Annotated in this window: 32 protein-coding genes; 19 read left to right on the top strand and 13 right to left on the bottom strand. The window is 67.5% G+C overall.

What is annotated here, in order from left to right; genetic code table 11:
* Positions 1-43: 43 nt before the first annotated feature.
* Positions 44-220: a DUF5786 family protein gene (locus C5B91_RS22480; RefSeq protein ID WP_004968847.1), complete on the top strand. Its 177-nt coding sequence runs from the start codon at positions 44-46 to the stop codon at positions 218-220.
* Positions 221-247: 27 nt separating this feature from the next.
* Here C5B91_RS22480 and C5B91_RS13885 read toward each other — a convergent pair whose 3' ends face one another.
* The 3 genes from C5B91_RS13885 to C5B91_RS13875 form a co-directional block, all read right to left on the bottom strand.
* Positions 248-943, bottom strand: coding sequence for a hypothetical protein (locus tag C5B91_RS13885; RefSeq protein WP_008091117.1), 696 nt, complete (start codon positions 941-943; stop codon positions 248-250).
* Between the two features lie 76 nt (positions 944-1,019).
* Positions 1,020-1,952 carry an NAD(P)H-binding protein gene (locus tag C5B91_RS13880; protein ID WP_008091119.1) on the bottom strand — a complete coding sequence of 311 codons (933 nt, stop codon included), beginning with the start codon at positions 1,950-1,952 and terminating at the stop codon, positions 1,020-1,022.
* An 88-nt stretch (positions 1,953-2,040) separates the two neighbouring features.
* Positions 2,041-2,925 (bottom strand): YkgJ family cysteine cluster protein, encoded by an 885-nt coding sequence (locus tag C5B91_RS13875; RefSeq protein WP_115819860.1) that lies wholly within the window; start codon positions 2,923-2,925, stop codon positions 2,041-2,043.
* Between the two features lie 117 nt (positions 2,926-3,042).
* Here C5B91_RS13875 and C5B91_RS13870 point away from each other — a divergent pair, with 117 nt between their 5' ends.
* The 3 genes from C5B91_RS13870 (at position 3,043) to C5B91_RS13860 (ending at position 5,838) form a co-directional block, all read left to right on the top strand.
* Positions 3,043-3,246 (top strand): hypothetical protein, encoded by a 204-nt coding sequence (locus tag C5B91_RS13870; RefSeq protein WP_004045177.1) that lies wholly within the window; start codon positions 3,043-3,045, stop codon positions 3,244-3,246.
* A gap of 81 nt (positions 3,247-3,327) precedes the next feature.
* Positions 3,328-5,238, top strand: a complete 1,911-nt coding sequence (locus C5B91_RS13865) for a helicase C-terminal domain-containing protein (RefSeq protein WP_115819859.1) — start codon at positions 3,328-3,330, stop codon at positions 5,236-5,238.
* Between the two features lie 405 nt (positions 5,239-5,643).
* Positions 5,644-5,838 (top strand): UPF0175 family protein, encoded by a 195-nt coding sequence (locus tag C5B91_RS13860; RefSeq protein ID WP_008091125.1) that lies wholly within the window; start codon positions 5,644-5,646, stop codon positions 5,836-5,838.
* A 131-nt stretch (positions 5,839-5,969) separates the two neighbouring features.
* On the opposite strand, the gene C5B91_RS13855 is transcribed toward C5B91_RS13860, so the two are convergent.
* Together C5B91_RS13855 and C5B91_RS13850 are read right to left on the bottom strand one after the other, a co-directional pair.
* Complete coding sequence (locus tag C5B91_RS13855; protein ID WP_049913336.1) at positions 5,970-7,100, bottom strand: 60S ribosomal export protein NMD3; 1,131 nt, start codon at positions 7,098-7,100, stop codon at positions 5,970-5,972.
* Positions 7,101-7,199: 99 nt separating this feature from the next.
* A complete protein-coding gene (locus tag C5B91_RS13850) occupies positions 7,200-7,838 on the bottom strand; it encodes a phosphoribosyltransferase (protein WP_008091127.1) in 639 nt (212 codons plus the stop codon).
* A gap of 124 nt (positions 7,839-7,962) precedes the next feature.
* Between C5B91_RS13850 and htpX the strand changes: the two genes are divergently transcribed.
* From htpX to C5B91_RS13825, 5 genes are all read left to right on the top strand, one after another.
* Positions 7,963-8,844, top strand: coding sequence for a zinc metalloprotease HtpX (gene htpX, locus C5B91_RS13845; protein WP_049967938.1), 882 nt, complete (start codon positions 7,963-7,965; stop codon positions 8,842-8,844).
* Between the two features lie 6 nt (positions 8,845-8,850).
* Positions 8,851-9,456 (top strand): hypothetical protein, encoded by a 606-nt coding sequence (locus C5B91_RS13840; protein WP_008091129.1) that lies wholly within the window; start codon positions 8,851-8,853, stop codon positions 9,454-9,456.
* A 261-nt stretch (positions 9,457-9,717) separates the two neighbouring features.
* Positions 9,718-10,749, top strand: coding sequence for a DNA repair and recombination protein RadA (gene radA, locus C5B91_RS13835; RefSeq protein ID WP_008091130.1), 1,032 nt, complete (start codon positions 9,718-9,720; stop codon positions 10,747-10,749).
* A gap of 201 nt (positions 10,750-10,950) precedes the next feature.
* Entirely contained in the window at positions 10,951-12,096 is a 1,146-nt protein-coding gene (locus tag C5B91_RS13830; RefSeq protein ID WP_115819911.1) for an NAD(P)/FAD-dependent oxidoreductase, read from the top strand.
* A 10-nt stretch (positions 12,097-12,106) separates the two neighbouring features.
* Positions 12,107-12,520 carry a DUF1641 domain-containing protein gene (locus tag C5B91_RS13825; RefSeq protein ID WP_008091132.1) on the top strand — a complete coding sequence of 138 codons (414 nt, stop codon included), beginning with the start codon at positions 12,107-12,109 and terminating at the stop codon, positions 12,518-12,520.
* A gap of 54 nt (positions 12,521-12,574) precedes the next feature.
* Here the strand turns inward: C5B91_RS13825 and sufU are convergent, their stop codons facing one another.
* The 3 genes from sufU to sufS form a co-directional block, all read right to left on the bottom strand.
* Positions 12,575-13,003, bottom strand: coding sequence for a Fe-S cluster assembly sulfur transfer protein SufU (sufU, locus tag C5B91_RS13820; RefSeq protein WP_008091133.1), 429 nt, complete (start codon positions 13,001-13,003; stop codon positions 12,575-12,577).
* A 72-nt stretch (positions 13,004-13,075) separates the two neighbouring features.
* A complete protein-coding gene (locus tag C5B91_RS13815; protein ID WP_004973938.1) occupies positions 13,076-13,663 on the bottom strand; it encodes a mechanosensitive ion channel domain-containing protein in 588 nt (195 codons plus the stop codon).
* A 73-nt stretch (positions 13,664-13,736) separates the two neighbouring features.
* Positions 13,737-15,011 carry a bifunctional cysteine desulfurase/selenocysteine lyase SufS gene (sufS, locus tag C5B91_RS13810; protein WP_008091136.1) on the bottom strand — a complete coding sequence of 425 codons (1,275 nt, stop codon included), beginning with the start codon at positions 15,009-15,011 and terminating at the stop codon, positions 13,737-13,739.
* 185 nt (positions 15,012-15,196) lie between these two features.
* Between sufS and C5B91_RS13805 the strand changes: the two genes are divergently transcribed.
* A complete protein-coding gene (locus C5B91_RS13805) occupies positions 15,197-16,243 on the top strand; it encodes a PAS domain-containing sensor histidine kinase (RefSeq protein WP_115819858.1) in 1,047 nt (348 codons plus the stop codon).
* A gap of 40 nt (positions 16,244-16,283) precedes the next feature.
* Here the strand turns inward: C5B91_RS13805 and C5B91_RS13800 are convergent, their stop codons facing one another.
* Both C5B91_RS13800 and C5B91_RS13795 read right to left on the bottom strand, forming a co-directional pair.
* Positions 16,284-16,586, bottom strand: coding sequence for a DUF424 domain-containing protein (locus C5B91_RS13800; protein ID WP_008091140.1), 303 nt, complete (start codon positions 16,584-16,586; stop codon positions 16,284-16,286).
* A gap of 1 nt (position 16,587) precedes the next feature.
* The gene (locus tag C5B91_RS13795) at positions 16,588-17,328 is read right to left on the bottom strand and encodes a tetratricopeptide repeat protein (RefSeq protein ID WP_008091141.1); all 741 of its coding nucleotides are present in this window, start codon (positions 17,326-17,328) and stop codon (positions 16,588-16,590) included.
* A gap of 91 nt (positions 17,329-17,419) precedes the next feature.
* Between C5B91_RS13795 and C5B91_RS13790 the strand changes: the two genes are divergently transcribed.
* Complete coding sequence (locus C5B91_RS13790; protein WP_049967939.1) at positions 17,420-18,037, top strand: histidine phosphatase family protein; 618 nt, start codon at positions 17,420-17,422, stop codon at positions 18,035-18,037.
* A 26-nt stretch (positions 18,038-18,063) separates the two neighbouring features.
* A complete protein-coding gene (thpR, locus tag C5B91_RS13785; RefSeq protein ID WP_115819857.1) occupies positions 18,064-18,618 on the top strand; it encodes an RNA 2',3'-cyclic phosphodiesterase in 555 nt (184 codons plus the stop codon).
* Between the two features lie 6 nt (positions 18,619-18,624).
* Here the strand turns inward: thpR and C5B91_RS13780 are convergent, their stop codons facing one another.
* The gene (locus C5B91_RS13780; protein ID WP_115819856.1) at positions 18,625-19,566 is read right to left on the bottom strand and encodes a DMT family transporter; all 942 of its coding nucleotides are present in this window, start codon (positions 19,564-19,566) and stop codon (positions 18,625-18,627) included.
* Positions 19,567-19,741: 175 nt separating this feature from the next.
* Between C5B91_RS13780 and C5B91_RS13775 the strand changes: the two genes are divergently transcribed.
* The 6 genes from C5B91_RS13775 to ftsY all read left to right on the top strand — a co-directional run bounded on the left by C5B91_RS13775 (position 19,742) and on the right by ftsY (position 22,952).
* On the top strand, positions 19,742-19,894 hold the full coding sequence (locus C5B91_RS13775) for a 50S ribosomal protein L39e (protein ID WP_004045214.1): 153 nt from the start codon (positions 19,742-19,744) through the stop codon (positions 19,892-19,894).
* Between the two features lie 3 nt (positions 19,895-19,897).
* Complete coding sequence (locus C5B91_RS13770) at positions 19,898-20,176, top strand: 50S ribosomal protein L31e (RefSeq protein ID WP_004045216.1); 279 nt, start codon at positions 19,898-19,900, stop codon at positions 20,174-20,176.
* A 3-nt stretch (positions 20,177-20,179) separates the two neighbouring features.
* Positions 20,180-20,845: a translation initiation factor IF-6 gene (locus tag C5B91_RS13765; RefSeq protein WP_008091149.1), complete on the top strand. Its 666-nt coding sequence runs from the start codon at positions 20,180-20,182 to the stop codon at positions 20,843-20,845.
* An 81-nt stretch (positions 20,846-20,926) separates the two neighbouring features.
* Positions 20,927-21,103 (top strand): 50S ribosomal protein L18Ae, encoded by a 177-nt coding sequence (rpl18a, locus tag C5B91_RS13760; RefSeq protein ID WP_004973929.1) that lies wholly within the window; start codon positions 20,927-20,929, stop codon positions 21,101-21,103.
* The gene (pfdA, locus tag C5B91_RS13755; RefSeq protein ID WP_008091152.1) at positions 21,103-21,573 is read left to right on the top strand and encodes a prefoldin subunit alpha; all 471 of its coding nucleotides are present in this window, start codon (positions 21,103-21,105) and stop codon (positions 21,571-21,573) included. The genes rpl18a and pfdA overlap by 1 nt, the downstream gene beginning before the upstream one ends.
* A 26-nt stretch (positions 21,574-21,599) precedes the next feature.
* The gene (ftsY, locus tag C5B91_RS13750; RefSeq protein WP_115819855.1) at positions 21,600-22,952 is read left to right on the top strand and encodes a signal recognition particle-docking protein FtsY; all 1,353 of its coding nucleotides are present in this window, start codon (positions 21,600-21,602) and stop codon (positions 22,950-22,952) included.
* A 30-nt stretch (positions 22,953-22,982) separates the two neighbouring features.
* Here ftsY and C5B91_RS13745 read toward each other — a convergent pair whose 3' ends face one another.
* Positions 22,983-23,600 carry a LysE family translocator gene (locus C5B91_RS13745; protein WP_115819854.1) on the bottom strand — a complete coding sequence of 206 codons (618 nt, stop codon included), beginning with the start codon at positions 23,598-23,600 and terminating at the stop codon, positions 22,983-22,985.
* Positions 23,601-23,633: 33 nt separating this feature from the next.
* The gene (locus tag C5B91_RS13740) at positions 23,634-24,668 is read right to left on the bottom strand and encodes a D-2-hydroxyacid dehydrogenase (protein ID WP_008091158.1); all 1,035 of its coding nucleotides are present in this window, start codon (positions 24,666-24,668) and stop codon (positions 23,634-23,636) included.
* A gap of 99 nt (positions 24,669-24,767) precedes the next feature.
* On the opposite strand from C5B91_RS13740, the gene C5B91_RS13735 reads away from it, so the two are divergent.
* Entirely contained in the window at positions 24,768-26,159 is a 1,392-nt protein-coding gene (locus C5B91_RS13735) for a signal recognition particle protein Srp54 (RefSeq protein ID WP_004973923.1), read from the top strand.
* Positions 26,160-26,283 lie beyond the last annotated feature (124 nt).

The raw sequence follows: 26,283 nt of genomic DNA, 5'->3' as shown, positions 1-26,283 counted from the left end.
CCGATAGCTATATGTGGCACACACCCACATGGTAAGTCGAACCATGTCAATGGGGGCATACGACGAAGCCGAACACGAACGCCGCGAGCGGATGACGAGCCAGGTCGAACCCGGGACCGACGACGACCGGAAGACCTACCGCGGGAGCGTCGAGTACGACTCCGGCGACTCGACCGATGCGCTGCTCGAACAGTTCAAGCGGATGAAGTCCGACGACTGACCCGTACCCTCTCTGTTCCTGCGTATCTCACGTCCTCGTCAGCGCCGCCGCCGTCACCGACACGACGGTCACGGCGACGACGTGCCCGCCGACCGCGAACAGGAGCACCGGCTGGTCTGCGACGAACGGCAGCAACAGCATCTGCGCGACCGCGAAGCCGACGTTCAGGAGGTTCACCCGCCTGACCGTCCCGGCGGTCGGACCGTCGAACCGATAGCGGACCGCCCCCCAGAGGCCGACGACGGCCGCCCACCACGACGTGCCGATTCGGTAACAGAGGTCCCAGAGGACGAGCAGCGTCAGGTAGACGACCACGACCGGCGGTTCGGGGCCGAACAGCGTCGTCATGAGCGCCGTCCCCGGCTGTTGCGGGTCGAAGACGAACAGGTGCGTCACGAGCGCGACGAACGCGAGCACGCCGAGGACGACCTCGATGCTCGACCCGAAAAGCAGGCGTCGATAGGGCGCGGGCACCCTCGCGGCGCGGGTCCACTCGCCCATGCGGAGCATCACGACGCTGCCCGCGGCCGCGACGACGATGGCCGCGGTGCCCGCGACCGCCGCGGCCCACAGGTCGTACACCCACGCGAAGACGAGCACGGCGACCTCGAAGACGGCGATTTGGAGTGCGATAGCGCCCGCCTCGCCGATTCTCACGCCCGGGAGCGCGCCGACGATGCTCTCGTACACCCACGTCTCGCCGTACTCCGGGGCGTCGTTCATATCCCGCCCCTACGGCCCCGCGGTATATCAATCGCTGCCGCGCTCGGGGCGCGCAGGCGGGCGGTTCGAGTCCCGTTCACGTCGGGGTCGTCGACGCCGGTTCGGCGGCTCGCTCCCGCAGCTCGCGCTCCTCACGGAGCGCCCGCTCGACCGCGGCGTCGAACGTCGTCTCGTCCACCTCGACGATGTCGCGGATGCGGTCGTCGCCGACGACGACGGGGTTTTTCAGCCCCTCGATGAGCGGTCGGGCGACCCCCGTGTCCACGTCGGTCACGAGGCCGATCCAGTACGACGAGAGCCGCGGCGTCAACACGGGCACGGCGACGATTCGGGGCGCGTGGCCCAACTGCGCGCCGACGCGCTGGAGCATCTCCCGGTAGGTGAGCACGTCCGGACCGCCGATTTCGTAGGTCTCGCCCGCCGTCTCGGGATGGTCGAGGACGCCCGCGAGGTAGGCGACAACGTCGGTGATGGCGATGGGTTGACACCGCGTTTCGACCCACTGCGGCGTCACCATGACCGGGAGGCGCTTGGCGAGTTGGCGCACCATCTCGAAGCTCGCGCTCCCCGCGCCGACGATGATGGCCGCCCGGAGGGTCGTCAGTTCGGGCGACCCCGACGCGAGGATGTGTTCGACCTCGCGGCGCGACCGAAGGTGCGGCGAGAGCTGGTCGCGGTCCTCGCCGAGACCGCCGAGGTAGACGATTCGTCCGACTCCGGCGGACTCGGCGGCGTCGACGAAGTTGCGGGCGGCGAGCCGGTCGCGCGCCTCGAAGTCGCCGCCGGAGTGCATCGAGTGGATGAGGTAGTACGCCGCGTCGACGCCCGCCATCGCGGGGGCGACCGTCGCCGGTTCGAAGATGTCGCCTTCGACCACGTCCACGCCCGGCGGACCGTCGTAGCGCGCCGCGTCACGGACGAAGACGACCACGTCGTGGCCGGCGTCGAGGAGGAGGGGAACGAGGTGCCGACCGACGAACCCGGTCGCACCGGTCACGAGCACTTTCATGATATACGGTAGCGCCGCTCACGATGTTAACGTATCGCTCGTTGACCCGACCGCGGTCCGTCCGCCCCCGTCGCTCGCCACCCGCGGTTCAGTCGTCGCGGCGAACCGCGTCCCAGCCGGGGGTTTCCGGCGCGCCGCGAGCGACTTCGACCTCGTCGGGGTCGGGTGCCTCGTCGGCCGCGCTCCCGAGACGACCAGCGACCGCGTCCCACGCCGCGACGGCTTCGTTCGCCCACGACTCGCTTTCGAGCGTCTTCGCACGCGCTCGCGAGGCGCGGTCGTCGTCGACCTCCGTCGACCCGGGGTGCGACCCGACCGCGACGCCGACGAACTCCGCGCGGTCCTCCGGGGTCAGGTCGCGAGTCTCGAGGTGCTCGATGGTTCCCGCCAACCGCTCGGGCTCCGGGTGGACGAACACCTTCGCGCCGAGGGCGTGTGGGCCGAGGAGCAGGCCGTGAAGGTCGTCCGGGGGTGCGTCGTCGAGCAGACGCTCGCCCCCGTGGTGTCGCTCGACGCGCTCGCACTCGGTCTCCTGTCCGAGGACGAGGTTGTGCCCCGGATACTCGGCGCACTCGTCCGGATAGAGCTCGGTGTCGTGGATGCGGCACTGGAGGGTCTCGGGGTCGAGAAACGCGCAGGCGCGGAGCCACGTCCGCTCCAGACCGAACGGCGCGACGGGCTTCGGCGGCTTGCGCATGCCGACGAAGAACGCCGGCTTCCCGGCGATTGCGGCGACTTCGACGCCGTCGATTTCGACGCCCTCGCCCGGCGACACTTCCCACAGCCGCGGGGTGAGGACGTCGCCCAGTCCGGCCTCGACGAAGTCCCGAATCTCGTCGCGGGTCAGCGGAACGAGGTTGTAGGTGTCGTCGAGCGGCGCGCGCGGCCCGCGGCGCTCGTGGTCGAGCGGGACCGGCGCGACCGGTCGCCAGTCGATACAGCAGCCCGCACAGCCTTCGCAGTCGACGCGCATGCCCCGAAAGTTATACGCCAGCCGACAAGAAGCTCCCGGCGGGTCGGTCGTGTCGGCCGATTACGCGCCCGGCGTCGCGGCGGGGCGCTTTTGCCGCCTCGGGCCCTCGGTTCTTCCATGACCTCCGAACCGTGCGACGCCTGCGGGAAGGGCGTCCGCATCGCCGGCGGCATCGGCGACCTCTGGAACTTCCCCACCTCCTCGTCCGGGGGAATGACGCTGGAACTCGTCGACGGCTCCGAGCACTTCCTCTGTTTCGACTGCATGGAGCGACTGCCGGGCGACCGCGAACCGACCGCTGAGGACGTCGCGGCGCTTTAGACCCGAATTCTACCGGTTTATCGACGCCACGACCGCACCCCGGAGCGGTGGATTTAGGCCCGTCCGAAGACTCCACCAACCGTGGATCCGTCGCGCATCATCGACTCGTTTCCGGCCCCCAGTTTCCGCGGCGCGCAGGAGCAGGCCCTGCGCGACATCCGGGACGCCTTCGCCGACGGCAACGACGTGGTCTTGGTCCGCGCGCCGACCGGGAGCGGCAAGTCGCTGCTCGCCCGCGCCATCGCGGGCTCGGCGGCGACCGTGGACGAGACCTCGCCCGCGCAGGCGACTGACGCCTACTACACGACCCCGCAGGTGTCGCAACTCGACGACGTGGCCGAGGACGACCTGCTTTCGGACCTCAAGATAATCCGCGGCAAGTCCAACTACAACTGCATCATCCGCGGCGAGGAAGACACCCCGGTCGACCGCGCTCCCTGCGCCCGCAAGCGCGGCTTCGACTGCTCGGTCCGGCACCGCTGTCCGTACTTCTCCGACCGCGCCATCGCCTCGAACCGCCAAATCGCGGCGATGACGCTCGCGTACTTCATGCAGACCGCCGGCTCCGACGTATTCAGAAAGCGCGACGTGGTCGTCGTCGACGAGGCCCACGGGCTGGCCGAATGGGCCGAGATGTACGCGACCATCGACCTGAAACCCCGGACCGTCCCGGTGTGGGACGACATCGGCGTGCCGGACGTCGCGGCCACGGGCGACCCCGTCGAGCGCGCCTCGCGCTTCGCGGAGACGCTCGTCGGCGTCTGCAAGCGCGAGAAAGACGAACTGCTCACGCAGTCCGAACTGACGCCCGAGGAGGCCGCCCGCCGCGACCGCCTACAGGAACTCATCGGCGAACTGAAGTGGTTCGTCGAGGACTACCGCGACCCCCAGAGCCCGACGACGTGGGTCGTCGACCAGCACGACGGCGAGGGGTCGCCCATCGCCATCAAGCCGCTCGACCCCGCGAAGTACCTCCAGCACACCGTCTGGGACCGCGGGAATAAGTTCGCGCTCCTGTCGGCGACCATCCTGAACAAGGCGGCGTTCTGCCGCTCTGTCGGCCTCGACCCCTCGAAGGTCGCGCTCGTGGACGTCGAACACACCTTCCCCGTCGAGAACCGACCGCTGTACGACGTGACGCAGGGGAAGATGACCTACGAGCACCGCGACGAGACGCTGCCGAAAATCGCTCGCCTCGCCGTCCGCCTGATGGCGAAACACCCCGACGAGAAGGGCCTGATTCACTGTCACTCCTACGCGATTCAGGCGGAGCTTCGCCGCCGCCTCGCCGAGATGGGCCTCGGCAACCGCGTCCGCGGCCACGACCGCGACGACCGAAACGTGGAACTGGAGACGTGGAAGGCGACCGACCGACCGGAGGTGTTCCTCTCCGTGAAGATGGAGGAGGCGCTGGACCTGAAAGGCGACCTCTGTCGCTGGCAGGTGCTCTGCAAAGCGCCCTATCTCAACACGAACGACTCCAGGGTCGCCCGCCGTCTCGAAGACGGCCAGTGGGCGTGGTACCGCCGCGCCGCCCTCCGGACTGTGATTCAGGCGTGCGGCCGGGTCGTGCGCGCGCCCGACGACTACGGCGACACCTACGTCGCCGACAGCAGCCTGCTCCAACTGTTCGACAAGACGCGGACCGACATGCCCGACTGGTTCGCGGCGCAGGTCGACCGGATGACGAAACCCGACCTCCCGGAGTTCGACCCCGTCGCGGCGGGCGGCCGCGGGGGCAACGCGGGCAACGCGCTCGGTGGGACCGCGAATCTCGGCGGCTCGACGAGTCGGTCGTCCGGAGCGTCAGGTGGTAGCGCTGGCTCGCGGGGCGGTTCGACTCGCGGGTCGGGTTCTTCGGGGAGTCAAGCGGGCGGTTCCGGCGGCACGTCGTCCGGCGGTTCCGGCGGTCGCAAGAGCGGTGGCTCGTCCGGCGGTTCGGACGACGGCGGCCGGAGCAACCACCCGCTTTCCGACGTGTGGGGCGAGTGATTACAGGAAGAGGCTAGCCCCAGAGAGCAGCGCCGACCCAATCATGAGCGCGACGAGCGTCAGTGCGATAACCTGCTGTCGGTCCATGGCTGTGGGTTGGGTGGCCGATAATTAACGCTTCTGCACCGGTTCGCACGAGTGATAACATCGTCTCCCGAGACTGCGCCATCTCGGCGGTGTCATGTCATCTCGTCCCGTTCGAACGGCAAAAATCGCCATAGTGTCCAAGAGAGTCGCCGCCTCCGACACATTTCCTCAATGATTGTTAATGTGTTTGGCCGTTTGGCGAACAAGATGCGGAAATAGAGTGAAGTTTGTAAAGCTATAGTTCTCCTAACTTTGTCTTTGACACGCTTTCTCACGAAATAGTTAACACCAATGCCATTGAATGATGGAGTATCGGCCATGCACACCAACGCACTCGCCACGGCGATGACACTGTATCGTAGTGGGACGCTCACACTCTCGCAGGCGGCCGCCCGCTCCGGCTACTCCGAGGACGACCTGCTCCTCGCTCTCCAGCGCCACGGTGTGCCCGTGCACGAAGACGACGCTCCGGCCGCGTCCCTCTCGACGGACCGGCCGGCCAGCGCCGACTGATTCTGCTCCGTCGTTCGATTATCTCCCGTTCCTGAGCGACCGCTTTTCGTGTTCAATTGCCGGTCGCCGACGATTCGTAAAAACGCAAACGCCGTCGCCACCGCGTTCCGTCTCTCTTCGCTGCGGTCTGCTTACTCCTCGTCCTCGTCGTCGACGGCCTCGTCCGGGAGGATGTGCAGTCCCGACTGGCTCTTGAGGACCGGCACCATCGCGGCGTCGGCGTCGAAGTAGTCCGGCCGAGGGATAGTCTTCGCCTCGTACGTCTCGGGGTCGAGCACCTGCACGGCGTGTTCGTCCTCGACGGTGACGACGGTGGTCTCCGCCGCATCCTCGACGGAGCCGAGGTCCTCGGCTTCGGGCCGCTCGCCCTCCTCGAACTCCGACTCGTAGGGGTCGCCCGAGGTGAGACGCGTCCCCTTGAGCCGACCGCGGTTGCTCCGCACGAGGACCGGCCCGTCGCCGTCTTCGGGGTCGATGACGTCGCCGGCGGTGAACCGCGGCAGGCGGGCGACGAACGTGACGCGGTAGACCTCGTTGCCGTCGCCGTCCTCCGTGACGAGCGTCGGGTGCTCCTCGATGGTGCCGCCGAAGCGCTCGCGAATCTGCTTGGCGACACCGCTTCCCATCTTGTTGGTCGAAATCTTGATGTTCGGGCCGTTGGGCGTCCGTTTGATACTCGAGATGAACGCGTCTCGGTCGCCTTTCTCCTCGCGCTCCGCGATGTAGGACTCGGCGATTTCGATGGCCGTCTCGGCCTCGTCCGTCGTCGGCGTGCGGTCGTCGGCGCGGACCTGCACGAGGCTGGCGAAGTAGCCGCCGGCGATGCGGCCACAGCGCTGGCACGTCTCGCGAGCGATGCTCACCGGGACGACGACGGACTCCTCCAGCGGCGTGCCGCGGACGACGCCCGAAAAGTGGCAGTGCATCCGGATGTTGTTCTCGTCGATCTGCTCGGGTTCGACGCCCCAGCGGACCTCCTCGGCGTTGAGGTGGACGCCGAGCGAGTTCGACACCTCCTCGATGGCGATGTCGGTGTAGTCTCGCGCGCCGACGTCGACCCACCGGTTGCCCCGGTGGATCGCGCCGCACTGCGCGCAGACGCGGACCTGCACCTCGTCGGGTGCGTCCACGAGGTCGAAGTCCTCGAAGTAACACGAGTCGCAGAGCACGTCGTCGCGCTCGCGCGGCATCCCGGGGAGCGGTTCCGGTCGCTCCGGAACCGGGTCACCGCACCGAGGGCAGAAGTCGCGGGATTCGCTCATTGACGGCTCTAGTCCGTTCGACCGCTTAAGTTCGGCGTCACGGCCGCGCCGGTGACTCCCGGCTGTCGTCGATATGTGCCTCGGCAGCCGTGAGCCGTCTCAGTCCCCGTCCGCCCCGTCGCGGAGGTACGACGCGGCCTCCTCGTCGGAGACCTGCGCGAAGTCACGGTAGAACGCGCCGACGGCCCCGAACGCCTCCGGCGACTCGACTGCGACGACCGCGTCGCACTCGGCTTCGAGGTCCGAGAGGGTGTGCGGGGGCCCGACCGGAACCGCGAGGACGACGCGCTCCGCGCCGCCGGCGACGACCTGCCGCAGGCACGCTCGGGCGGTCGCGCCCGTGGCGACGCCGTCGTCGACGACGACGACGCGCTTTCTGGCCACGTCGGGAAGCGGGTCGCCGCCGCGGTACAGCGACACCTTCTCTCTGGCCGCTCCGGCCTCGCGCTCGCGCTCGCGGTCGAGGTAGTCGTCGCCCACGTCGAGATACGAGAGCAGGTCGTCGTTCCACCACGCGCTCCCGTCGCCTGCGACCGCCCCCACGGCGAGTTCGGGGTTGTCGGGCGCGCCGACCTTGGACGCGACCACCACGTCGAGCGGCACTCTGAGGCGGTCTGCGACCTCCCTGCCGACGGGGAGCCCGCCCCGCGGGATGGCCAACACGAGGTCAGCCGCCTCTTCTCGCTCGTCGAGCAGGTCCGCAAGTCGGCGGCCCGCGTCTTCCCTATCGGCGAACATGTCACCCGGGACTACGCGCTCCCGCGGCAAAACGATATGTCCCGATTCTTCACGACCCGGGCGCTCGCGTGCGACACCTTCGCACTCCAACAGCGTTTATTAGCCGGATTACTAATCACGTGGTATGAACTGGAAACCGGACTGGGGACTTCGCGGGCGGATGGCGCTCACGATGTTCCTCCTGTTCGCCCTCTACATCGTCTTCGCGGGGGTGTTGTTCGCCTACTTCCAGAACCTCGCCGTCATGGCCGGGTTCATGGGCGTCTTCCTCTTCGCGCAGTTCTTCTTCAGCGACAAAATCGCGCTGTACAGCATGGGCGCGAGCGTCGTCGACGAGGACGACGGCCCGCAGGCGCGGAAGCTCCACGCGATGGTCGGTCGCCTCTCTCAGCAGGCGGACCTCCCGAAGCCGAAGGTCGCCATCGCAGACACGCGCGTCCCGAACGCCTTCGCGACGGGGCGCTCCCAGAAGAGCTCGGCCGTCTGCGTGACGACCGGCCTGATGGACACCCTCGACGACGACGAGTTAGAGGGCGTCATCGCCCACGAACTCGCGCACGTGAAGAACCGCGACGTGATGGTCATGACCATCGCGTCGTTCCTCTCCAGCATCGCCTTCCTCATCGTCCGCTGGGGCTGGTTCTTCGGCGGCGACGACAACCGACAGAACGCCCCGGTCATCGTCGCCATCCTCGCGTCGCTCGCCGTCTGGATAATCTCGTACCTCCTGATTCGGGCGCTCTCGCGGTACCGCGAGTACGCCGCCGACCGCGGGGCCGCCGTCATCACCGGCCGCCCCTCGGCGCTGGCGTCCGCGCTGCTCAAGATTTCGGGCCGGATGGACAGCGTCCCGAAGCGCGACATGCGCGACACCTCGGAGATGAACGCGTTCTTCATCATCCCCATCAAGTCGGACTTCATCGGTCGCCTGTTCAGCACGCATCCCTCCACCGAGAACCGCGTCGAGCGCCTCCGCGACATGGAGCGCGAGATGGAGACCGTCTAAGCGCCGATGGGACTGTTCGATTCATTCCGCGCCATGCTCGGCATCAGCGCCGAGTCCGATGCGACCACCAAAGCGGACCCCGAGGACCTCTTCGGGATGAGCACCGCCTACCTGACGATGGAGGCGGACCTCCGGTTCGACTCGGCCGACGAGGCGGCGCTGTGTTTCTCTTCCGTCGATAGCACCGACTTCGCCGACACCGTCGACGCCGTGGAGGACATCCTCACCGCCGGGGGCGAAGAGACCGGCACCGAGTTCCGCCGCCACACCGACGGCCACGGCTACAACTGGGTCGTCCTCGCCGACGACGACCCCGAGGACCTCGTGACGAGCGTCCACTTCGCCGCCGACGAGTTCATCGAGCGCGGCTACGGGTCGCGCCTGCTCGCCGCCCTGTTCGGCTTCGAGCGCGACGGCGACCGGGCCTACTGGATTTACTCGTTCCGCCGCGGGGCGTACTACCCCTTCGCCCCGCAGGGCACCTCGACGCGGAACCAGAGTCTGGAGTTCAAGCTCGAATCGGTCCTCGACGGCGAACTGACGATAGAGGACGACGAGAGCTACTGGTACCCGCTGTGGCCGTCGACGCGGAACGGCCACCCGTGGGAGTGACCACGAACTCGCGCTCCTGACTCGCTCCCGACACACTCCCGACCCACTCTTTCGATTCGGTTCTGGTTCTACCTCCGTACGAGCCCGTACTCTCAGTCGACTTTGGAACCCTTCCAGTCTCTCGTCCGTTCGTCTCCGCCTCCGCGACATCGCCCTTGAACCTCCGTGATGACCCGATAGCCGACCCCACCACGCCCCTCGATTTCACTTTCACCCTGCTGTTAACGAGGGTTTATGAGGGTATAGGCGGAACGACTGGGTATGGCAGAAGACGACCTCGAAAGTCTCCCCGGCGTCGGCCCCGCGACGGCCGACAAACTCACAGATACCGGCTACGACACCTACCAGTCCATCGCGGTCGCCAGCCCCGGCGAACTGTCGAACAAGGCCGATATCGGCTCCAGCACGGCCTCCGACATCATCAACGCGGCCCGCGACGCGGCCGACGTGGGCGGCTTCGAGACCGGCTCGATGGTCCTCGAACGACGCCAGCAGATCGGCAAGCTGAGCTGGCAGATCGACGAGGTGGACGAACTCCTCGGCGGCGGCCTCGAAACGCAGTCCATCACCGAGGTGTACGGCGAGTTCGGTGCCGGGAAGTCCCAGATCACCCACCAGCTCGCGGTCAACGTCCAGCTCCCGCCGGAACTCGGCGGCCTCGGTGGCGGCTGTATCTTCATCGACTCCGAGGACACGTTCCGCCCCGAACGTATCGACGACATGGTCCGCGGCCTCGAAGACGAGGCGCTCGAAGCGACGCTCGAGGACCGCGAGATGGAGGGCTCCATCGACGACGAGGAGACCATGAAGGCGCTCGTCGACGACTTCCTCGACAAGATTCACGTTGCGAAGGCGTTCAACTCCAACCACCAGATTCTCCTCGCCGAGAAGGCCAAGGAGCTCGCCGGCGAGCACGAGGACACCGAGTGGCCGGTGCGCCTCCTCTGTGTCGACTCGCTCACCGCTCACTTCCGCGCCGAGTACGTCGGCCGCGGCGAACTCGCGGAGCGCCAGCAGAAGCTCAACAAGCACCTCCACGACCTGATGCGCATCGGCGACCTGTTCAACACGGGCATTCTCGTCACCAACCAGGTCGCGTCGAACCCCGACTCCTACTTCGGCGACCCGACTCAGCCCATCGGTGGCAACATCCTCGGTCACACCTCGACGTTCCGTATCTACCTCCGCAAGTCCAAGGGCGACAAGCGTATCGTCCGCCTCGTGGACGCGCCGAACCTCGCCGACGGCGAGGCCATCATGCGCGTGCAGGACGCCGGTCTCAAGCCCGAGTAAGCCGACGTTAGCCCGCGAAGTTAGCCGGGCGACGTTACACGACTCCACGAACCCCGTTCCCCACACGCTCTCCGTTTTCACCACACTCTCCCTGCCTCCTCACCGCCCCGAGCGGCCGCGCCGTCCCTCGGTTCCCACAATGTTGGAAACAGCTCGCAATACTATCCCGTCGGCGCCCCACCGTTTAGGTAGGTGAACTCCATGACGAACCGAATCGTAGTCGTTGGCGGTGGCACGGGTGGGACGGTGGTTTCGAACCGTCTCGCCGAGGAACTCGCGTCGGAGATAGACGACGGCGACGTGGAGGTATCGCTCGTCTCCGACGACACGAAACACGTCTACAAGCCGGTGTTCTTGTACGTCCCGTTCGGAGCCGCGGAACCGGAGGACGGCGTTCGCGACCTGCGGGACCTCGTCGACGAGCGGGTGAACATCGTCACCAACCGCGTTCGCCGGGTCGACACCGACGAAAAGCGCCTCTACTGTCAGGACGGCGACGAGGTGCTCGACTACGACACGCTCGTCCTCGCGACCGGCGCGAAGCTCGACCCGGACGCAGTCCCCGGCTTTCGGGAGGGCGCACACCACTTCTACAGCGCCGAGGGGGCCGAACGGCTCCGCGACGCCCTCGCCGAGTTCGACGGCGGCCGCCTCGTCTTGAGCGTCGTCGGGACGCCCCACATGTGTCCGGCCGCGCCGCTCGAATTCACGTTCATCGTGGACGACTGGCTCCGGAGCCGGGGACTGCGCGAGGACACCGACCTCGTCTACACGTACCCGATGGCGCGGAGCCACGGGAAGCCCGAGGTCGCCGAGTGGGCCGACCCCATTCTGGCCGAGCGGGGCGTCCGCGTCGAGACCGACTTCGTCGTCGACGCCGTCGACCCGGACGAACGGGTCGTCTCGGCGAAGAACGGCGCGGAAGTGGGCTACGACCTGCTCGTCGGCATCCCGCCACACCGCGGTGATGAGCTAATCATCGATTCCGGCCTCGGCGACGCTGGCTGGGTCGACGTCGACCAGCGGACCCTCCGCGCGACCGCGGCCGAGGACGTGTACGCCATCGGCGACACGGCGGCGCTCCCCATCCCGAAAGCCGGGAGTGCGGCGCACTTCCAGGCGTTCACGGTCGCGGAGCGAATCGCCGCGGAAGTCCGGGGTCGCACGCCGACGAAGCGGTACGACGGCAAGACCGTCTGCTTCGTCGAGACCGGCCTCGACGAGGCGTCGTTCGTCTCGTTCGACTACGAGACGCCCGCGACGATGCGCCAGCCGTCGAAGCCCATCCACTGGGCGAAACACGCGTACAACGAATCGTACTGGCTGACCGCCAGGGGGATGCTCTGAGGTGAGACCAATGCAGGACCACGAATCAACCACAGCGACCGAACAGACGGTGCCCGACGAACTCGTGCGGGCCATCGAGAACAACCCGGAGGAGGTCGCGCTCCTCGTCGAGCGACTCGGCCTCGTCAACGACCTCATCGACGTGCTCGAACTCGGCGTCGGCGCGCTCGACGACGAGATGGTGCGGTCGCTCGCGCGGACCGGGACCTCCCTCGCCGAGGTCGCCGACGACGCCTCCGACCCCGACACCGTCGCCGGAATGAAGCGCCTGCTTCGCGCCGTCGGCGACGCGGAGGACGCGGAGGCGACGCCCGTGGGCGCGGTCGGCCTTCTGCGGGCCACCCGCGACCCCGAGGTCAAAGCGGGGCTCGGCTACCTCGTCGCGCTGGCGGCGGCGCTCGGCGCGGGGACGGACGAAGAATAGCTCGACTCGCGCTCGGTTCGGCGGGTCGCCGATTCACCGCTGGCGGGAGGCGGCTCAGTCGTCGTCGCCTTCGGTCTTCGTCTGCTCGATTTCTATTTCGCCGTCGTGAATCTTCGCGCCGTCCTGTGCGACCTGTCGCGCGAGGACGGCGCACTTGATGCGCATCGGCGAGATGTCGACGCCGAGCATCTCGGTGATGTCGTCGGTGTCCATCGCTTCCAGCTCCGAGAGCGTCGTGCCCGGCAGTCGCTGGGTGAGCATACTCGCGGACGCCTGACTGATGGCGCAGCCATCGCCGGAGAACGCGACGCGCTCTATGGTCTCGCCGTCGTCGGCGAGCTGCACGTCCATCGTAATCGTATCGCCGCAGGAGGGGTTCTCCCCGGTGTGGGTGAACGTCGGCGACTCCAGCCGACCGTGGTTCCGGGGGTTCTTGTAGTGGTCCATTATCTGCTGACGATACATGTCTGAGCCAATGCCCATTGGTGTTCGTCGGGGCTACGCCCGAGCGCCGTAAAAGGATTCCGGGGCCGGCGAATCGGCCGAATTCGTCGCTTACGTCGGACCCGCCGCCGACGCGTCCGCGGCCGCCTCCGCGTCGTACTTCGTCCACTTCTTTTCGACGTCACGATTCGCCACGACGACGGTGTCGCCCTCGTCGTTCTCGAAGCGCGTCTTGCGGAGTTCGATGGAGCTGACCGTCCCCGTCACCGGGTCCGATTTCACGCGGTCGCCGGGGTTGAAATCGGGGTCTCGAAGCAGGTAGACGCCCGCCACCGTGTCGGCTATCATGTTCGACAGCGCGTAGGAGACGCCCAGCGCGATGAAGCCGGTCGCGGTACCGAGGCTCGCCGCGATTTCCGTCATCCCGACGATGTTCAACAGCGCGAGCGCCGCGCCGAACCAGAGGAACACGCCCGCGACGGCGACCCCGAGTTCGACCACGAGGTCCTGCTCTTCGGGGTACAGCCCGTCGAGCACGCCGCGGACGACGAACAGTATCGCCTTGATGCCGACGTAGGCGAGCGCGAGGAAGACGACCGCGGTGAGCACCTTCGGCGCGGCGTCCTGCACCGCGGTCCCGAACTCCGCGACGGTTTCGCGGAGCGTCTCGACGAGGAAGCCGGTCAGCGATTGGAGCATACGCTCCGACGACGTGTCAACGGGACAAATGTATTGGGACGGTCGCGCTCCGACACCGCGAAAAACCGGGTACTCAGGCGAACAGTTCGCGAGCGGCGTCGATAGCGTCGACCAGTTTGTCGACTTCCTCTCTCGTGTTATAGATGTAGAAGGACGCTCGCGTCGAGGCCGCCACCCCGAGTTTGTCGTGGAGCGGCTGCGTACAGTGGTCTCCGGCGCGGATGGCGACGCCCTGCTCGTTGAGGATGCTCGAGAGGTCGTGGGCGTGGACGCTGTCGAGGTTGAACGCGACGAGGCCGCCGCGGTCGTCGCCCGGCGGGCCGTAAATCTCGATATCGTCGAACTCGCTGAGTTGGTCGTAGGCGTACTCCGCGAGCAGTTCCTCGTGGGCCTGGACGTTCTCCATGCCGATGTCGTCGAGGTAGTCCACGGCCGCGGCGAAGCCGACGCCCTGCGCGATGGGCGGCGTGCCCGCCTCGAACTTCCACGGGAGGTCCTCCCACGTGGAGTCCTCGTAGGTGACGCTCCGAATCATCTCGCCGCCGTAGAGATACGGCTGCATCTCCTCGAGGATGTCGCGCTTGCCGTAGAGCGCGCCGATGCCCGTCGGGCCGCACATCTTGTGACCCGAGAAGGCGAAGAAGTCGGCGTCGATGTCTTCCACGTCGACCGGGCGGGTCGGGACCGACTGCGCACCGTCGACGAAGATGTACGAACCGACCTCGTGAGCCATGTCCGCGAGTTCGGAAACCGGGTTGACGGTTCCGAGGGTGTTCGAGACGTGGACGACCGAGACCATCTTCGTGGAGTCGTCGATGAGTTCCTTCGCGTGCTCCATGTCGAGGCGGCCGTCGTCGTCGACGCGGATGTAGCGCACCTCGGCACCGGTCTTCTTGGCGATCTGCTGCCACGTGACCAGCGAGGCGTGGTGTTCCATCTCGGTCATGACGACCGAGTCGCCCGGCCCGAGTTCGTCGAGGCCCCACGCGTAGGCGACGAGGTTCATCGACTCGGTGGTGTTCTTCGTGAAGACGACCTCCTCGCGGCCGCCGGACGCGCCGATGAACTCCGCGACGCGGTCGTGGGCGTTCTCGTAGGCGACGGAGGCCTCCTGGCTCAGGTGGTGGATGCCGCGGTGGACGTTCGAGTTGTAGCCGTGGTAGTAGTCGACGATGGCGTCGACGACCTGCTCCGGCGTGTGGCTCGTCGCGGCGTTGTCGAGGTAGACGAGCGGCGTGTCGTCGTCGTCGTGCTCACCCGGCGTCGAGATGTCGCCGCCGACCTTCCGCTCGAGGATGGGGAAATCCGCGCGGATAGCGTCGACGTCGACGGGGTACGACTCCTGCACTCTCATTGAGTGTGAGTTGCCGCCGTAGGCACAACACGTCTTCGGTCCGCACGCGGCTCTGCAACCGATTTCGGTTTCGTCAGCCGGCAACTGTGGCCGGTGGCGGTGACGCAATCGCGATGCGGTGGCGACGTGTCGCTCACTCGCCCAAACGAATCAAGTAGCTCACGCCCGTTCATCCACCAATGTCGAACGCCACCTCGTCCTCGCTCGCGTTTTCGAGCCTCGACGCGCTTCCGACGCAGCTCGCGATTCTGGACGAGGACGGCGTCATCCTCTACACCAACCGCGCGTGGCGGGAGTTCGGAACCGAACACGACTATCAGGGCGACAGCAGTTCGGTCGGCACGAACTACCTCGGGGTCTGCGACCTCAGCACCACCGACGACGCGACGACGGCCAGCCAGGGTATCCGCGCCGTCATCGACGGCGAGAGAGACGAGTTCTCCTTCGAGTACCCCTGCGAAACGCCCGACGAGCGCCTCTGGTTCACGATGCGAGCGACCCGCTTCGTCGACGACGGCGACACCTACGTCCAGATTGTGCACCTCGACATCACCGACCGAAAGCGCGCGGAACTGGAGGCCGAAGAGAAGGCCGAACGCCTCCAGAACCTCGCCCGGATGCTCTCGCACGACCTCAGAAACCCGCTTTCGGTCGCGGCTGGGTACGTCGAATCGCTCCTCGACGAGACGGCCACCTCCGACCGACTCGAACGCGTCGCGGGCGCGCTCGACCGGATGGACGACATCATCACCGACGCGCTGGTGTTGGCCCGCCACGACACGGTCGAAGGGCTGTCGACTGTCGACCTCGAAACCCGCGCGGCGGCCGCGTGGGAACACGTCGAAACCGGCACGGCCACGCTCGTCGTCGCCGACTCCGTCGAGTTCCGGGCGGACTCGAACCTGCTGGGACACGTGTTCGAGAACCTGTTTCGGAACTCGGTCGAGCACGGCGCGAGCGACGACGACCTGACCGTGACGGTCGGCGCCCTCGATGGCGACGCGGCCGAAGCGGGCTTCTACGTCGAGGACGACGGCGTCGGCATCCCCGTTGAGACGCGCGACGAGGTGTTCGAAGCCGGTTACTCCACGGGTGAGGAGGGGACGGGTCTCGGCCTGTCAATCGTCGCGCAGGCGGTCCGCACCCACGACTGGGACGTCGCCGTCACCGAGGCCGAGGGCGGCGGCGCTCGATTCGAGATTACGGGTGTCGAGCGGCCGGCGTAACAGGCCGGAACCCCGAAGAAACTGGGTTTTCGACGGCGGCTCAGCGGAGCCAGAGCAGTTGCGCGTGGAGCGTGCCGCCGACTTCGAGGACGGCCTCCTCGTCCACGAGGCCGGCGTCGATGGCGACCGAGACGGACTCCTCGCCGACGATGTTGGCGACGGTCGCGCGGGTGAGGCTGTCCACGACGGCGTCTTCGTCGGCGGTCTCGGCCTCGTCGCCGCCGTAGAAGTCCTCCGTCACGTCCAGCGAGACGCCGTCGTCGGTGTAGGTCTCGCCGATGCAGTCGGGGTCGCAGACCGAGACGAGGAGCCCCTCGGGAGTCTCCCGCTCGCGGAGGAGCATCCTAGTACTCCTCGACGAGCTCCGCTTCTGCCTGCTCGCGGAGGTCGTCGGCCTGCTGCTGGGCCTGTTCTGCTTCCTCGTCGCGGCCGAGCTCTTCGAGCGCGCGCGCCTTCTCCTCGTGGACGCCCGGAGTGCGCATCCCGAGGCGGATGGCGTTGTCGAAGGCGTTGACGGCGTCCTCGTTGAGGCCGCGCTCGTGGAGGAAGAAGCCGCGGTTGTACCACGCCTGCGGGAAGCGCGGGTCGAGTTCGACGGCGCGCTCCGCGTGGTCGAGCGCGTCGGCCGTCTGGCCGGCCTCCCAGAGCGCGTACGCGAGGTTGGTGTGGGCCGTCGCGGCGTGCTCGCTGTCGTCGTCGAGTTTGAGCGCCTCTCGGTAGGAGCCGATGGCCTCGTCCCACTCTTCGAGTTGGCCGTGCGCCGCGCCCTTGTTGACCCACGCCTCCTGGGCGATGTTGTCGTCGTCGCCGGCGTACCGAGCGACGCGTTCGAACGCCCCCGTGGCCTCCTCGAAGCGGTTTATCTGCATGTACGAGAGCGCCACGTCGAGCAGTTTCTCGATGTCGACGTTCTCGGGGTCGATGTTCCGCTGGTCGAGGATGTCGGTCAGGACGCGCGAGTCGACCGGGTCGACCTTCGTCGGGTCCACCGAGAGTTCGGGCGGGTCGAGCGAGAAATCGGAGTAGTCCTCGTCGAACCCCTGCCCTTCCGAGAAGCGGTGGGGTCGCTTGCCGTCGTCGGTCATATAGCCGCGCTTGGGCGTCACGGCGGTTAAACGCTACGTCAGCGGGACGACACCGACCGCTTTTTAGCCTCCCGCGGGCGAGCGTCTCCGAATGCCCGCGCCCCCGACGACGGTCGTGTCGTTCGTCCGGCACGCCCACGCACCGTACGTCCCCGACGCCGAGCGCACCCGCGGCCTCTCGCGTCGCGGCCGCCGCGACGCCGCCCGCGTTACGGCCCGCCTCGCCGACCTCGCGGACGTGGTCGCGACCAGCCCGTACGAGCGCGCCCGCGCCACGGTTGAGGGCGTCGCCGACGCGGCGGACGCCCCGCTCATCGTCGACGAAGACCTCAGAGAGCGCGAACTCGCGGGGTCGCACGTCGACGACTTCGAGCAGGCGGTCGAACACCTCTGGGCGAACCCGAACGCGTCGCACCCCGGCGGCGAGTCCCACGCCGAGGCGCAGGCGCGGGGCGTCGCCGCCGTGGACCGACTCGTCGAGGCCTACCCCGACCGCCACGTCGTCGTCGGCACCCACGGGACGCTCATGGCGCTCGTGTTCAACGCCTACGACCCGCGCTACGGCCGCGAGTTCTGGTCGGGCCTGACGATGCCCGACGTGTACGAGGTGACGTTCGTCGACGGCGAGGCGTTCAGCATCGCCCGGACGTGGACGCCCGAGGGGGACGACCGCGCGGGCGACGCCGACCGCGACCCGGCGGAACGTTAACGTCCGATTCGGGTCAAACATCTGCCATGCGTTGCTTTCTCGCCGTCGACCTTCCGGACTCGCTCGCGGCGGGCGTCGCCGCGGTGCAAGACCGGCTTTCGGACGCGGACGGGCTTCGATTCACCGACCCCGCGGGGGCGCACGTCACCCTGAAATTCCTCGGAGAGCTGTCGTCGGACCGCGTCGGCGAGGTGGAAGACGCGGTCGAATCGGCTGTCGACGCCGCCGGGGTCGACCCCTTCGACGCCTCGGTCGGCGGACTCGGCGTCTTTCCCTCGCTGGACTACATTCGAGTCGTCTGGGCCGGCGTCGACGACGGCGCAGCCGAGCTGACGCGACTACACGAGGATATCGAGCGCGAGACGACGGCAATCGGTTTCGACCCCGAAGAACACGACTTCACGCCGCACGTCACGCTCGCCCGCATGGACGACGCCCGCGGGAAGGGCCTCGTCCGGCGCGTCGTCGAGGACGAGTCGCCGACGGTCGGAACGTTTCGGGTGCGCGAGGTGCGACTGAAGAAGAGCGAACTCGGTCCCGACGGTCCCGAGTACGAGACGGTGACGCGGTTCTCGCTGTGAGGCGCGTCAGTCGTCGGTCGACCGCCGCCCGCGACGGCGGTCCACGATACGCCGCAGTTCGCCCCGAATTACCTCGCGTTTGAACAGGAGGAAGCCGGCGAAGATGAGCGCGAAGCCGGCGACGGTGGCGCGCGTCGGCACGCGCCCGAGGACGGTCCAGTCGGCGAGGGCGGCGAAAAGCGGGATGACGTATTCGAGGAGGCTCACCTCGATTGGGCCGACTCGGTCGAGGAGCCAGAAGTAGAGCAGGAAGCCGCCCGCGCCGGCGACGACGGCGAGGTAACCCGTGGCGACGAGCGTCGTCTGGGTCCACGCCGCGTCGGCGGCGGACTCCCACGGGAGGGCGGCACTCGTGACGTGGAGCGTGACCGCGCCGACGAGCATCATCCACGCCTGCACGGAGAGCAGCGACATCTTCGTCTCGCTGTCGTGGGTCAGTACCGCGCCGAGGGCGAAGGCGATGGCCGACCCGAACACGAGCGCCGCGCCGACGAGATTCGACGACAGCAGGTTCTCCGGGTCCGGGTTGGCGATGACGACGAGCCCCAGAAAGCCGAGGACGAGCCCGACAATCTGATGCGCAGACACCCGCTCGCGGGTGGCCGTCAGGCGGGTGAGCGTCGGCGTCGCGAGCGGGATGATGCCGAGAAGGACCGAGGCCACGGACCCGGGGACGTACACCTGTCCAGAGAACAGGAGCGCGTGGTGGGCCCCGATGCTGAACACCCCGCCGGCGAGAATCGGTCGCCACTCGTCGCGTGCGGCGGGGCGGACCCGGTCACCGCGGGCGACGGCGACGGTGAACAACAGGAGCGCAGCCACGTCGAAGCGGACCGCGCCGAGAAACGCCGGCGGGACGGTCCGGAGGGCGATGTCGGTGGCGAGGAAGGCGCTCCCCCAGACGGCGGAGAGCGCGAGGAAGGCGACGGCGGTTCTGGCCCGACTCATTCGCGTCGGCTTTCGCGCCGACGGTACTGAATGAGTCGGTTCGGCCGCCCCGCAGCCGTGCCGCCGGCCCGGGAGAACACCGGGTTCTCGCCGATTCGGGCGTGCGGACGCCCCTCACACGTCTGAAACGCGAAGGAACAAGATTTTATGCGGAGGATGGAAAGTACAGCCCACTATGGGTAAGAAGTCGAAGTCTAAGAAGAAGCGTCTGGCGAAGCTCGAGCGCCAGAACAGTCGTGTCCCCGCGTGGGTCATGCTCAAGACGGACATGGAAGTCACGCGAAACCCCAAGCGTCGCAACTGGCGGCGAAGCAACACGGACGAGTAAGCAATGAGCGCAAACGACTTCGAGGAGCGCGTCGTCACCGTCCCGCTCCGAGACGTGCAGGCGGTTCCGGCACACGAACGCGCGGGCCGCTCGATGACGCTCATCCGCGAGCACCTCGCGAAGCACTTCAAGGTCGACGCCGAGAACGTGCGTCTCGACACGCAGATCAACGAGGACATCTGGGCGCACGGTCGGCAGAGCCCGCCGAGCAAGTTCCGCGTCCGCGCCGCGCGTTTCGACGAGGACGGCGAGTCGGTCGTCGAAGCGGAACCGGCCGAGTAAACGGTGCTTCGCGCCTCCTTCGCCGGTTCGTCCTACATCGGCGTCTTCGCTCGCGCGACCGACGACGCGCTGTTGGTCCGCCCGGACGCCGACGACTCGCTCGCCGAGCAGATGGCCGAAGAACTCGACGTGCCGCTGGTCAAGACGACCGTCGGCGGGTCGGGAACGGTCGGTGCGTTAGCGACGGGTAACGAGAACGGACTTCTCGTGTCGAGCCGCGCGACGTCCCGCGAGAAGGAGGCCCTCACCGACGCCGTGGACCTCCCGGTCTACGAGCTTCCCGGTCGCATCAACGCCGCCGGCAACGTCGTTCTCGCGAACGACTACGGCGCGTACGTCCACGCGGAACTCTCCGACGAGGCCGTCTCGGCCGTCGAGGAGGCCCTCGAGGTCCCCGTCGAACGCGGCGACCTCGCCGACGTTCGAACCGTCGGGATGGCGGCCGTCGCCAACAACCGCGGCGTCCTCTGCCACCCGAAGTCGCGCGAACCCGAACTCGAAGCGCTCGAAGCGCTCCTCGACGTTCGCGCCGACATCGGCACCATCAACTACGGCGGTCCGCTCGTCGGCTCCGGCCTCGTCGCCAACGACGAGGGCTACATCGTCGGCGAGGACACGACCGGCCCCGAACTGGGTCGCATCGAAGACGCCCTCGACTACATCGACTGAGGGCCTCGCGTCCCCCCGTTTCTCGCTTCAGTTTCGCTCCGAGTAGGAAGACCTTTCCCGCTCGCCACCCGACCGACGTGCATGAGCCAGTTCATTATCGCGGGTAGCTTCACGAGCCGTGGCGTCGTCCACGAGTTCACGAAGACTGTGGAAGCACCGAACGAGAACGTCGCACAGGAACGCGCCTTTTCGCTCATCGGGAGCGAGCACGGAATCAAGCGTACGAAGGTCGAACTCAACGAGGTGTCCGCAGCATGATGGGTGGCGGTCAGCAGCAACTTCAGCAGCTCTCCCAGGAACTGCAGGCCCTCGACGAGGAAATCGAATCCCTCGAAGGCGAGGTTTCGGACCTGAACGACGAGAAGGACGAGATCGACGAGGCCGTCGAGGCCATCGAGACGCTCGAGACGGGCTCGACGGTACAGGTCCCCCTCGGCGGCGACGCGTATCTCCGCGCCGAAGTCCAGGACATCGACGAAATCGTCGTCTCCCTCGGCGCGAGCTACGCCGCCGAACAGGAACAGGGTACGGCCATCGAGACCCTGCGACGCAAGCAGGACGCGCTCGACGAGGAAATCGCGAGCATCCGCGGCCAGATCGAGGAGCTCGAAGAGGAGAGCGACGAGATCGAAGAACAGGCGATGCAGGCCCAACAGCAGATGCAGCAACAGCAGATGCAGCAGATGCAGCAGATGCAGGGCGAGGGCGGCGACGGCGACGACGAGTAAGGTAACCCCCACCTCCTACTATTCAGATGTTCGACGGACTGAAGAAGAAACTCAACCGCTTCCGTAACGACGTTGAAGAGACCGCCGAAGAGAAGGCCGAAGCGGCGGCCGACGAGGCCGAGACCGAGGCCGACGCGGAAGCGGAATCAGCACCAGCAGACGCGGCGGTCGAACCCGAGGCGTCCGAACCCGCTGACACCGACTCCGTCGGCGACGCGGACGCCGATTCCGAAGCCGACGCGGTCGAGGACGCCTCCGCGGACGCCGAACCGGCGACCGACGCGGACTCCGCGCCCGAACAGGCCGCGGCGACCGCGGAGGGAGAAGTCGACGCCGAACCGGCGACGGCGACGGCCGACCAGCAGATGGCCGACGAACCGGCGGCAGGCGCGGACGAACCGGCGCCTGACGAGGCCGAGCAGCGCGAGTCGCTCGCTTCCGACGCTGCGAAGGCGGCGCTGACCGAGGAGGACGACGATTCGTCCGGTCCGGGTCGGCTCCGCCGCGCCGCCGCGTTCGCCACGGGGAAGGTCGTCATCGAGGAGGAAGACCTCGAAGACCCCCTCTGGGAACTCGAGATGGCGCTCCTCCAGAGTGACGTCGAGATGCAGGTCGCAGAGGAGATTCTCGAGACCATCCGCGAGAAGCTCATCGGCGAGACGCGAAAGCAGGTCCAGAGCACCGGGCAACTCGTCTCCGAGGCGCTTCACGACGCGCTCTACGAGGTCATCAGCGTCGGGCAGTTCGACTTCGACCAGCGCATCGCCGAGGCGGACAAGCCGGTCACGCTCATCTTCACCGGCATCAACGGCGTCGGGAAGACGACGACCATCGCCAAACTCGCCCGCTACTTCGAAAAGCAGGGCTACTCGACGGTGCTCGCCAACGGCGACACCTACCGCGCCGGCGCGAACGAGCAGATTCGCGAGCACGCGGAGGCGCTCGACAAGAAGCTCATCGCCCACGAGCAGGGCGGCGACCCGGCGGCGGTCATCTACGACGGCGTCGAGTACGCCGAGGCCCACGACATCGACATCGTCCTCGGCGACACGGCGGGTCGGCTCCACACCTCGAACGACCTGATGGCGCAGTTGGAGAAGATAGACCGCGTCGTCGGCCCCGACCTCACCCTCTTCGTGGACGAGGCGGTCGCCGGGCAGGACGCGGTCGAACGCGCCCGGCAGTTCAACGACGCGGCCGCCATCGACGGCGCGATTCTGACGAAGGCCGACGCCGACTCCAACGGCGGCGCGGCCATCTCCATCGCGTACGTGACGGGCAAGCCCATCCTGTTCCTCGGCGTGGGACAGGGCTACGACCACATCGAGAAGTTCGACCCCGAACAGATGGTCGAACGCCTGCTCGGCGAAGACGAGTAATCGGTCCGTCGTTCTTTTCTCGCGGACACCTCACTCCAGTACGAGCACGACCCCGAGCAGCAGCATCGTCCCCGCGCCGACGTAGTTCAGCGCGCTCGCGACCCGCGTCTCCGCGAGTCTCGACCCGAGTCGGTTCGCGCCGAGCGCGACGACCGAGAGGTACAGGGCCGTGAGGACGGCGTAGGTCGCGCCGAGACTCGCCATCCGTATCCCGTTTCCCGCGCCCTGTCCGGCGAAGCCGGGGAGGAACGCGAGGAAGAACAGCGCGACTTTCGGGTTGAGCGCGTTGACGAGGACGCCGCGCCGAAAACTCGCCCCGGCGTCGGTCTCGACCGAGGGGTCGAACTCGTCGTTCCGGAGGGCGGTGACACCGAGGTAGCCCAGATACGCCGCGCCGACGTACTTGAGCGCCGCGGCGGCCTCGGGGACGGTTCGAAAGAGCGCCGCCGCGCCGACCGTCGCGAGGAGCGTGTGAAAGAGGACGCCCGTGGCGATGCCGAGCGCCGACCGGACGCCCGGCCCGCGACCGTCGAGGCCGCGGGCGAGGACGTACATCGTGTCGGGGCCGGGCGCGAGGATGAGCGCGACCGCCGCGCCGCAGAAGGCGAGATAGGTCGCGGCGTCGAGGCCGAACGCGAGCGTCGTCATCGCCCGGGCCTACGATTCGTCGCGGGAAGTAGCTCAGGGGTTCGCGTCGGGGTTCGACGTCGAGTCCGAATCCGAGTCCGCGTCCGCGTCTGCGTTCGATTCCGGTGTCGGGACCACCTGATTGCGGAGCGTTGGTGTTTTGCCTTCCGACGCCGACGCCAGTCGCCCGACGTTCTCGGCGAGGATGTCGGCGACCCGCGTCCAGTAGTGCGGCGTGTGGCCGGAGACGTGCGGAGTGATGTAGACGTTCTCGAAGCCCCAAAGCGGGTGGTCTTCGGGCAACGGCTCCGGGTCGGTCACGTCGAGCGCGGCGGCGCGGAGTCGGTTGCTTCGGAGGTGCGAGACGAGGGCGTCGGTGTCGACGATACCGCCGCGGGCGACGTTGACGAGGATGGCGTGTTCGGGGAGCGCGCTCAGCGCCCGCCGGTCGATGAGATCGCGCGTCTCGTCGGTCAGCGGGCACGCGACCACGAGGAAGTCGGTGCGGACGAGCGCCGACTCGAGGTCGTCGAACCCGAGTACCTCGTCGGCCGGGCCGCCCTTCTCCGGCGTGTAGCGGACGCCGATGGTCTCGACGCCGAACGCGTCGAGTCGCTCGACGACCGCTTGGCCGATGGCACCGAGGCCGACCACGGTGGCCGTCGAGCCGCGCAACTCGCCGTGCGACTGGAAGTGTCGCCACTCGCGGCGTCGCTGGCGACGGAGGCCCTCGTCGAGTCGGCGGGTAATCATGAGCAGGGAGCCGAGGACGTGTTCGGCGATGTTGGGGCCGTGGACGCCGGAGGCGTTGGTGACGAGGACGCCGCGCTCGCGGAGTGTCCCCAGCGGGAGGTGGTCGTAGCCGGCGGCCGCGCCGGCGAACAGTCGGAGTTCGTCGGCGGCGGCGAGCACGTCGTCGGGGAGCGACGTGCTGGTGATGACGGTCGCGTCGCGCGCGGCGTCGAGCGTCTCGGCTGTCGTCTTCGGGTGGCGGACGGTCGCGTCGGGCAGGCGCTCGCGGAGGGCCGCGGCGTACTCCGACGCCGGGATTCCGTGCGTGGGGCGGTCGAGGACGAGAATCGTGGTCATCGAGTGCGTTGTCGGTGCCTCGCGCGAAAGGTCTTCGGCCCGCTCGCGCTCAACGCGACGGATAAAGCCTTTACCGACGCGACGGCGTAGGAAGGGACAATGGTACTCGACAATCTCGGGAGTTCCCTCCGCGGCAGTCTCGATAAACTGCGAGGGAAGTCCCGCCTCGACGAGGACGACGTTCAGGAGATCGTCAAGGAGATACAGCGCTCCTTGCTCTCCGCCGACGTCGACGTCAGCCTCGTCATGGACCTCTCGGACTCTATCAAGACCCGCGCGCTGGAAGAAGAGCCGCCGGGCGGCACGAGCGCGCGCGACCACGTCCTGAAAATCGTCTACGAGGAACTCGTCGGCCTCATCGGCGAGTCGACGGAGATTCCGCTCGAATCGCAGACGATTATGCTCGCCGGCCTCCAGGGGTCGGGGAAGACGACCACCTCCGCCAAGATGGCGTGGTGGTTCTCGAAGAAGGGACTTCGCCCCGCGGTCATCCAGACCGACACCTTCCGACCCGGCGCGTACGACCAGGCCAAGCAGATGTGCGAACGCGCCGAGGTCGACTTCTACGGCGACCCCGACTGCGACGACCCGGTCCAAATCGCCCGCGACGGCCTCGAAGCGACCGAGGACGCCGACGTGCACATCGTCGACACGGCCGGTCGCCACGCGCTCGAAGACGACCTCATCGCCGAAATCGAGGAGATAGAGGGCGTCGTCCAGCCCGACCTGAACCTGCTCGTCCTCGACGCGGCAATCGGCCAGGGCGCGAAAGAACAGGCCCAGCAGTTCGACGAGTCCATCGGTATCGGCGGCGTCGTCATCACCAAGCTCGACGGGACGGCGAAGGGTGGCGGCGCGCTGACCGCCGTCAACGAGACCGATTCGTCTATCGCCTTCCTCGGCATGGGCGAGACCGTTCAGGACATCGAGCGCTTCGAGCCGAACGGCTTCATCTCCCGCCTGCTCGGCATGGGCGACCTGAAACAGCTCTCCGAGCGCGTCGAACGCGCCATGTCCGAGACCCAGGCCGAAGACGAGGACTGGGACCCCGAGGAGATGATGAAGGGGAACTTCACCCTCAAGGACATGCAAAAGCAGATGGAGGCGATGAACAAGATGGGACCGCTCGACCAGGTGCTCGACATGATTCCGGGCTTCGGCGGCGGCATCAAAGACCAGCTTCCGGACGACGCGATGGACGTGACGAAAGACCGGATGCGCGCGTTCGAGGTCGTCATGGACTCGATGACCGAAGAGGAACTGGAGAACCCGCGTAAGGTCGGTGCCTCCCGCGTCAAGCGCATCGCGCAGGGGTCGGGACAGGACGAGGAGACGATTCAGGAACTCCTCGAACAGCACCGCATGATGGAACAGACCATCAAGCAGTTCCAGAACATGGGCGACGGCGACATGCAGCGCATGATGAAGAAGCTCCAGAATCAGGACGGCGGCGGCGGCATGGGCGGTCTCGGCGGCATGGGTCCGTTCTAACTTCGCAGTTCCCGTTCTATTCCCCGTTTTCTGCGATTCTAATTCTACGACGCCGCGACCGCGCGGTTCTCGCGGCTCGCCGTGATACCGCCGACTTTTAACGCTCGGGGCCGTCGCACCCCAC

This window comes from Haloferax sp. Atlit-10N (assembly GCF_003586325.1).
Lineage (GTDB): Archaea > Halobacteriota > Halobacteria > Halobacteriales > Haloferacaceae > Haloferax > Haloferax prahovense.
Note: the sequence above shows the minus strand (reverse complement) of the source record. Positions and strands in the feature narration are given on the sequence as shown.

Bases quoted from the DNA above. Each gene is read 5' to 3' on its own strand.
- radA (WP_008091130.1), top strand. From the start codon at position 9,718: ATGGCAGAAGACGACCTCGAAAGTCTCCCCGGCGTCGGCCCCGCGACG.
- C5B91_RS13735 (WP_004973923.1), top strand. From the start codon at position 24,768: ATGGTACTCGACAATCTCGGGAGTTCCCTCCGCGGCAGTCTCGATAAA.
- C5B91_RS13830 (WP_115819911.1), top strand. From the start codon at position 10,951: ATGACGAACCGAATCGTAGTCGTTGGCGGTGGCACGGGTGGGACGGTG.
- C5B91_RS13740 (WP_008091158.1), bottom strand. From the start codon at position 24,668: ATGACCACGATTCTCGTCCTCGACCGCCCCACGCACGGAATCCCGGCG.
- C5B91_RS13790 (WP_049967939.1), top strand. From the start codon at position 17,420: ATGCCCGCGCCCCCGACGACGGTCGTGTCGTTCGTCCGGCACGCCCAC.
- C5B91_RS13840 (WP_008091129.1), top strand. From the start codon at position 8,851: ATGGGACTGTTCGATTCATTCCGCGCCATGCTCGGCATCAGCGCCGAG.
- C5B91_RS13880 (WP_008091119.1), bottom strand. From the start codon at position 1,952: ATGAAAGTGCTCGTGACCGGTGCGACCGGGTTCGTCGGTCGGCACCTC.
- C5B91_RS22480 (WP_004968847.1), top strand. From the start codon at position 44: ATGTCAATGGGGGCATACGACGAAGCCGAACACGAACGCCGCGAGCGG.
- C5B91_RS13885 (WP_008091117.1), bottom strand. From the start codon at position 943: ATGAACGACGCCCCGGAGTACGGCGAGACGTGGGTGTACGAGAGCATC.
- thpR (WP_115819857.1), top strand. From the start codon at position 18,064: ATGCGTTGCTTTCTCGCCGTCGACCTTCCGGACTCGCTCGCGGCGGGC.
- C5B91_RS13800 (WP_008091140.1), bottom strand. From the start codon at position 16,586: ATGCTCCTCCGCGAGCGGGAGACTCCCGAGGGGCTCCTCGTCTCGGTC.
- C5B91_RS13875 (WP_115819860.1), bottom strand. From the start codon at position 2,925: ATGCGCGTCGACTGCGAAGGCTGTGCGGGCTGCTGTATCGACTGGCGA.
- C5B91_RS13815 (WP_004973938.1), bottom strand. From the start codon at position 13,663: ATGCTCCAATCGCTGACCGGCTTCCTCGTCGAGACGCTCCGCGAAACC.
- C5B91_RS13850 (WP_008091127.1), bottom strand. From the start codon at position 7,838: ATGTTCGCCGATAGGGAAGACGCGGGCCGCCGACTTGCGGACCTGCTC.
- C5B91_RS13775 (WP_004045214.1), top strand. From the start codon at position 19,742: ATGGGTAAGAAGTCGAAGTCTAAGAAGAAGCGTCTGGCGAAGCTCGAG.
- C5B91_RS13745 (WP_115819854.1), bottom strand. From the start codon at position 23,600: ATGACGACGCTCGCGTTCGGCCTCGACGCCGCGACCTATCTCGCCTTC.
- C5B91_RS13805 (WP_115819858.1), top strand. From the start codon at position 15,197: ATGTCGAACGCCACCTCGTCCTCGCTCGCGTTTTCGAGCCTCGACGCG.
- pfdA (WP_008091152.1), top strand. From the start codon at position 21,103: ATGGGTGGCGGTCAGCAGCAACTTCAGCAGCTCTCCCAGGAACTGCAG.
- C5B91_RS13860 (WP_008091125.1), top strand. From the start codon at position 5,644: ATGCACACCAACGCACTCGCCACGGCGATGACACTGTATCGTAGTGGG.
- C5B91_RS13780 (WP_115819856.1), bottom strand. From the start codon at position 19,566: ATGAGTCGGGCCAGAACCGCCGTCGCCTTCCTCGCGCTCTCCGCCGTC.
- htpX (WP_049967938.1), top strand. From the start codon at position 7,963: ATGAACTGGAAACCGGACTGGGGACTTCGCGGGCGGATGGCGCTCACG.
- C5B91_RS13825 (WP_008091132.1), top strand. From the start codon at position 12,107: ATGCAGGACCACGAATCAACCACAGCGACCGAACAGACGGTGCCCGAC.
- C5B91_RS13795 (WP_008091141.1), bottom strand. From the start codon at position 17,328: ATGACCGACGACGGCAAGCGACCCCACCGCTTCTCGGAAGGGCAGGGG.
- rpl18a (WP_004973929.1), top strand. From the start codon at position 20,927: ATGAGCCAGTTCATTATCGCGGGTAGCTTCACGAGCCGTGGCGTCGTC.
- sufU (WP_008091133.1), bottom strand. From the start codon at position 13,003: ATGGGCATTGGCTCAGACATGTATCGTCAGCAGATAATGGACCACTAC.
- C5B91_RS13855 (WP_049913336.1), bottom strand. From the start codon at position 7,100: ATGAGCGAATCCCGCGACTTCTGCCCTCGGTGCGGTGACCCGGTTCCG.
- C5B91_RS13770 (WP_004045216.1), top strand. From the start codon at position 19,898: ATGAGCGCAAACGACTTCGAGGAGCGCGTCGTCACCGTCCCGCTCCGA.
- ftsY (WP_115819855.1), top strand. From the start codon at position 21,600: ATGTTCGACGGACTGAAGAAGAAACTCAACCGCTTCCGTAACGACGTT.
- C5B91_RS13870 (WP_004045177.1), top strand. From the start codon at position 3,043: ATGACCTCCGAACCGTGCGACGCCTGCGGGAAGGGCGTCCGCATCGCC.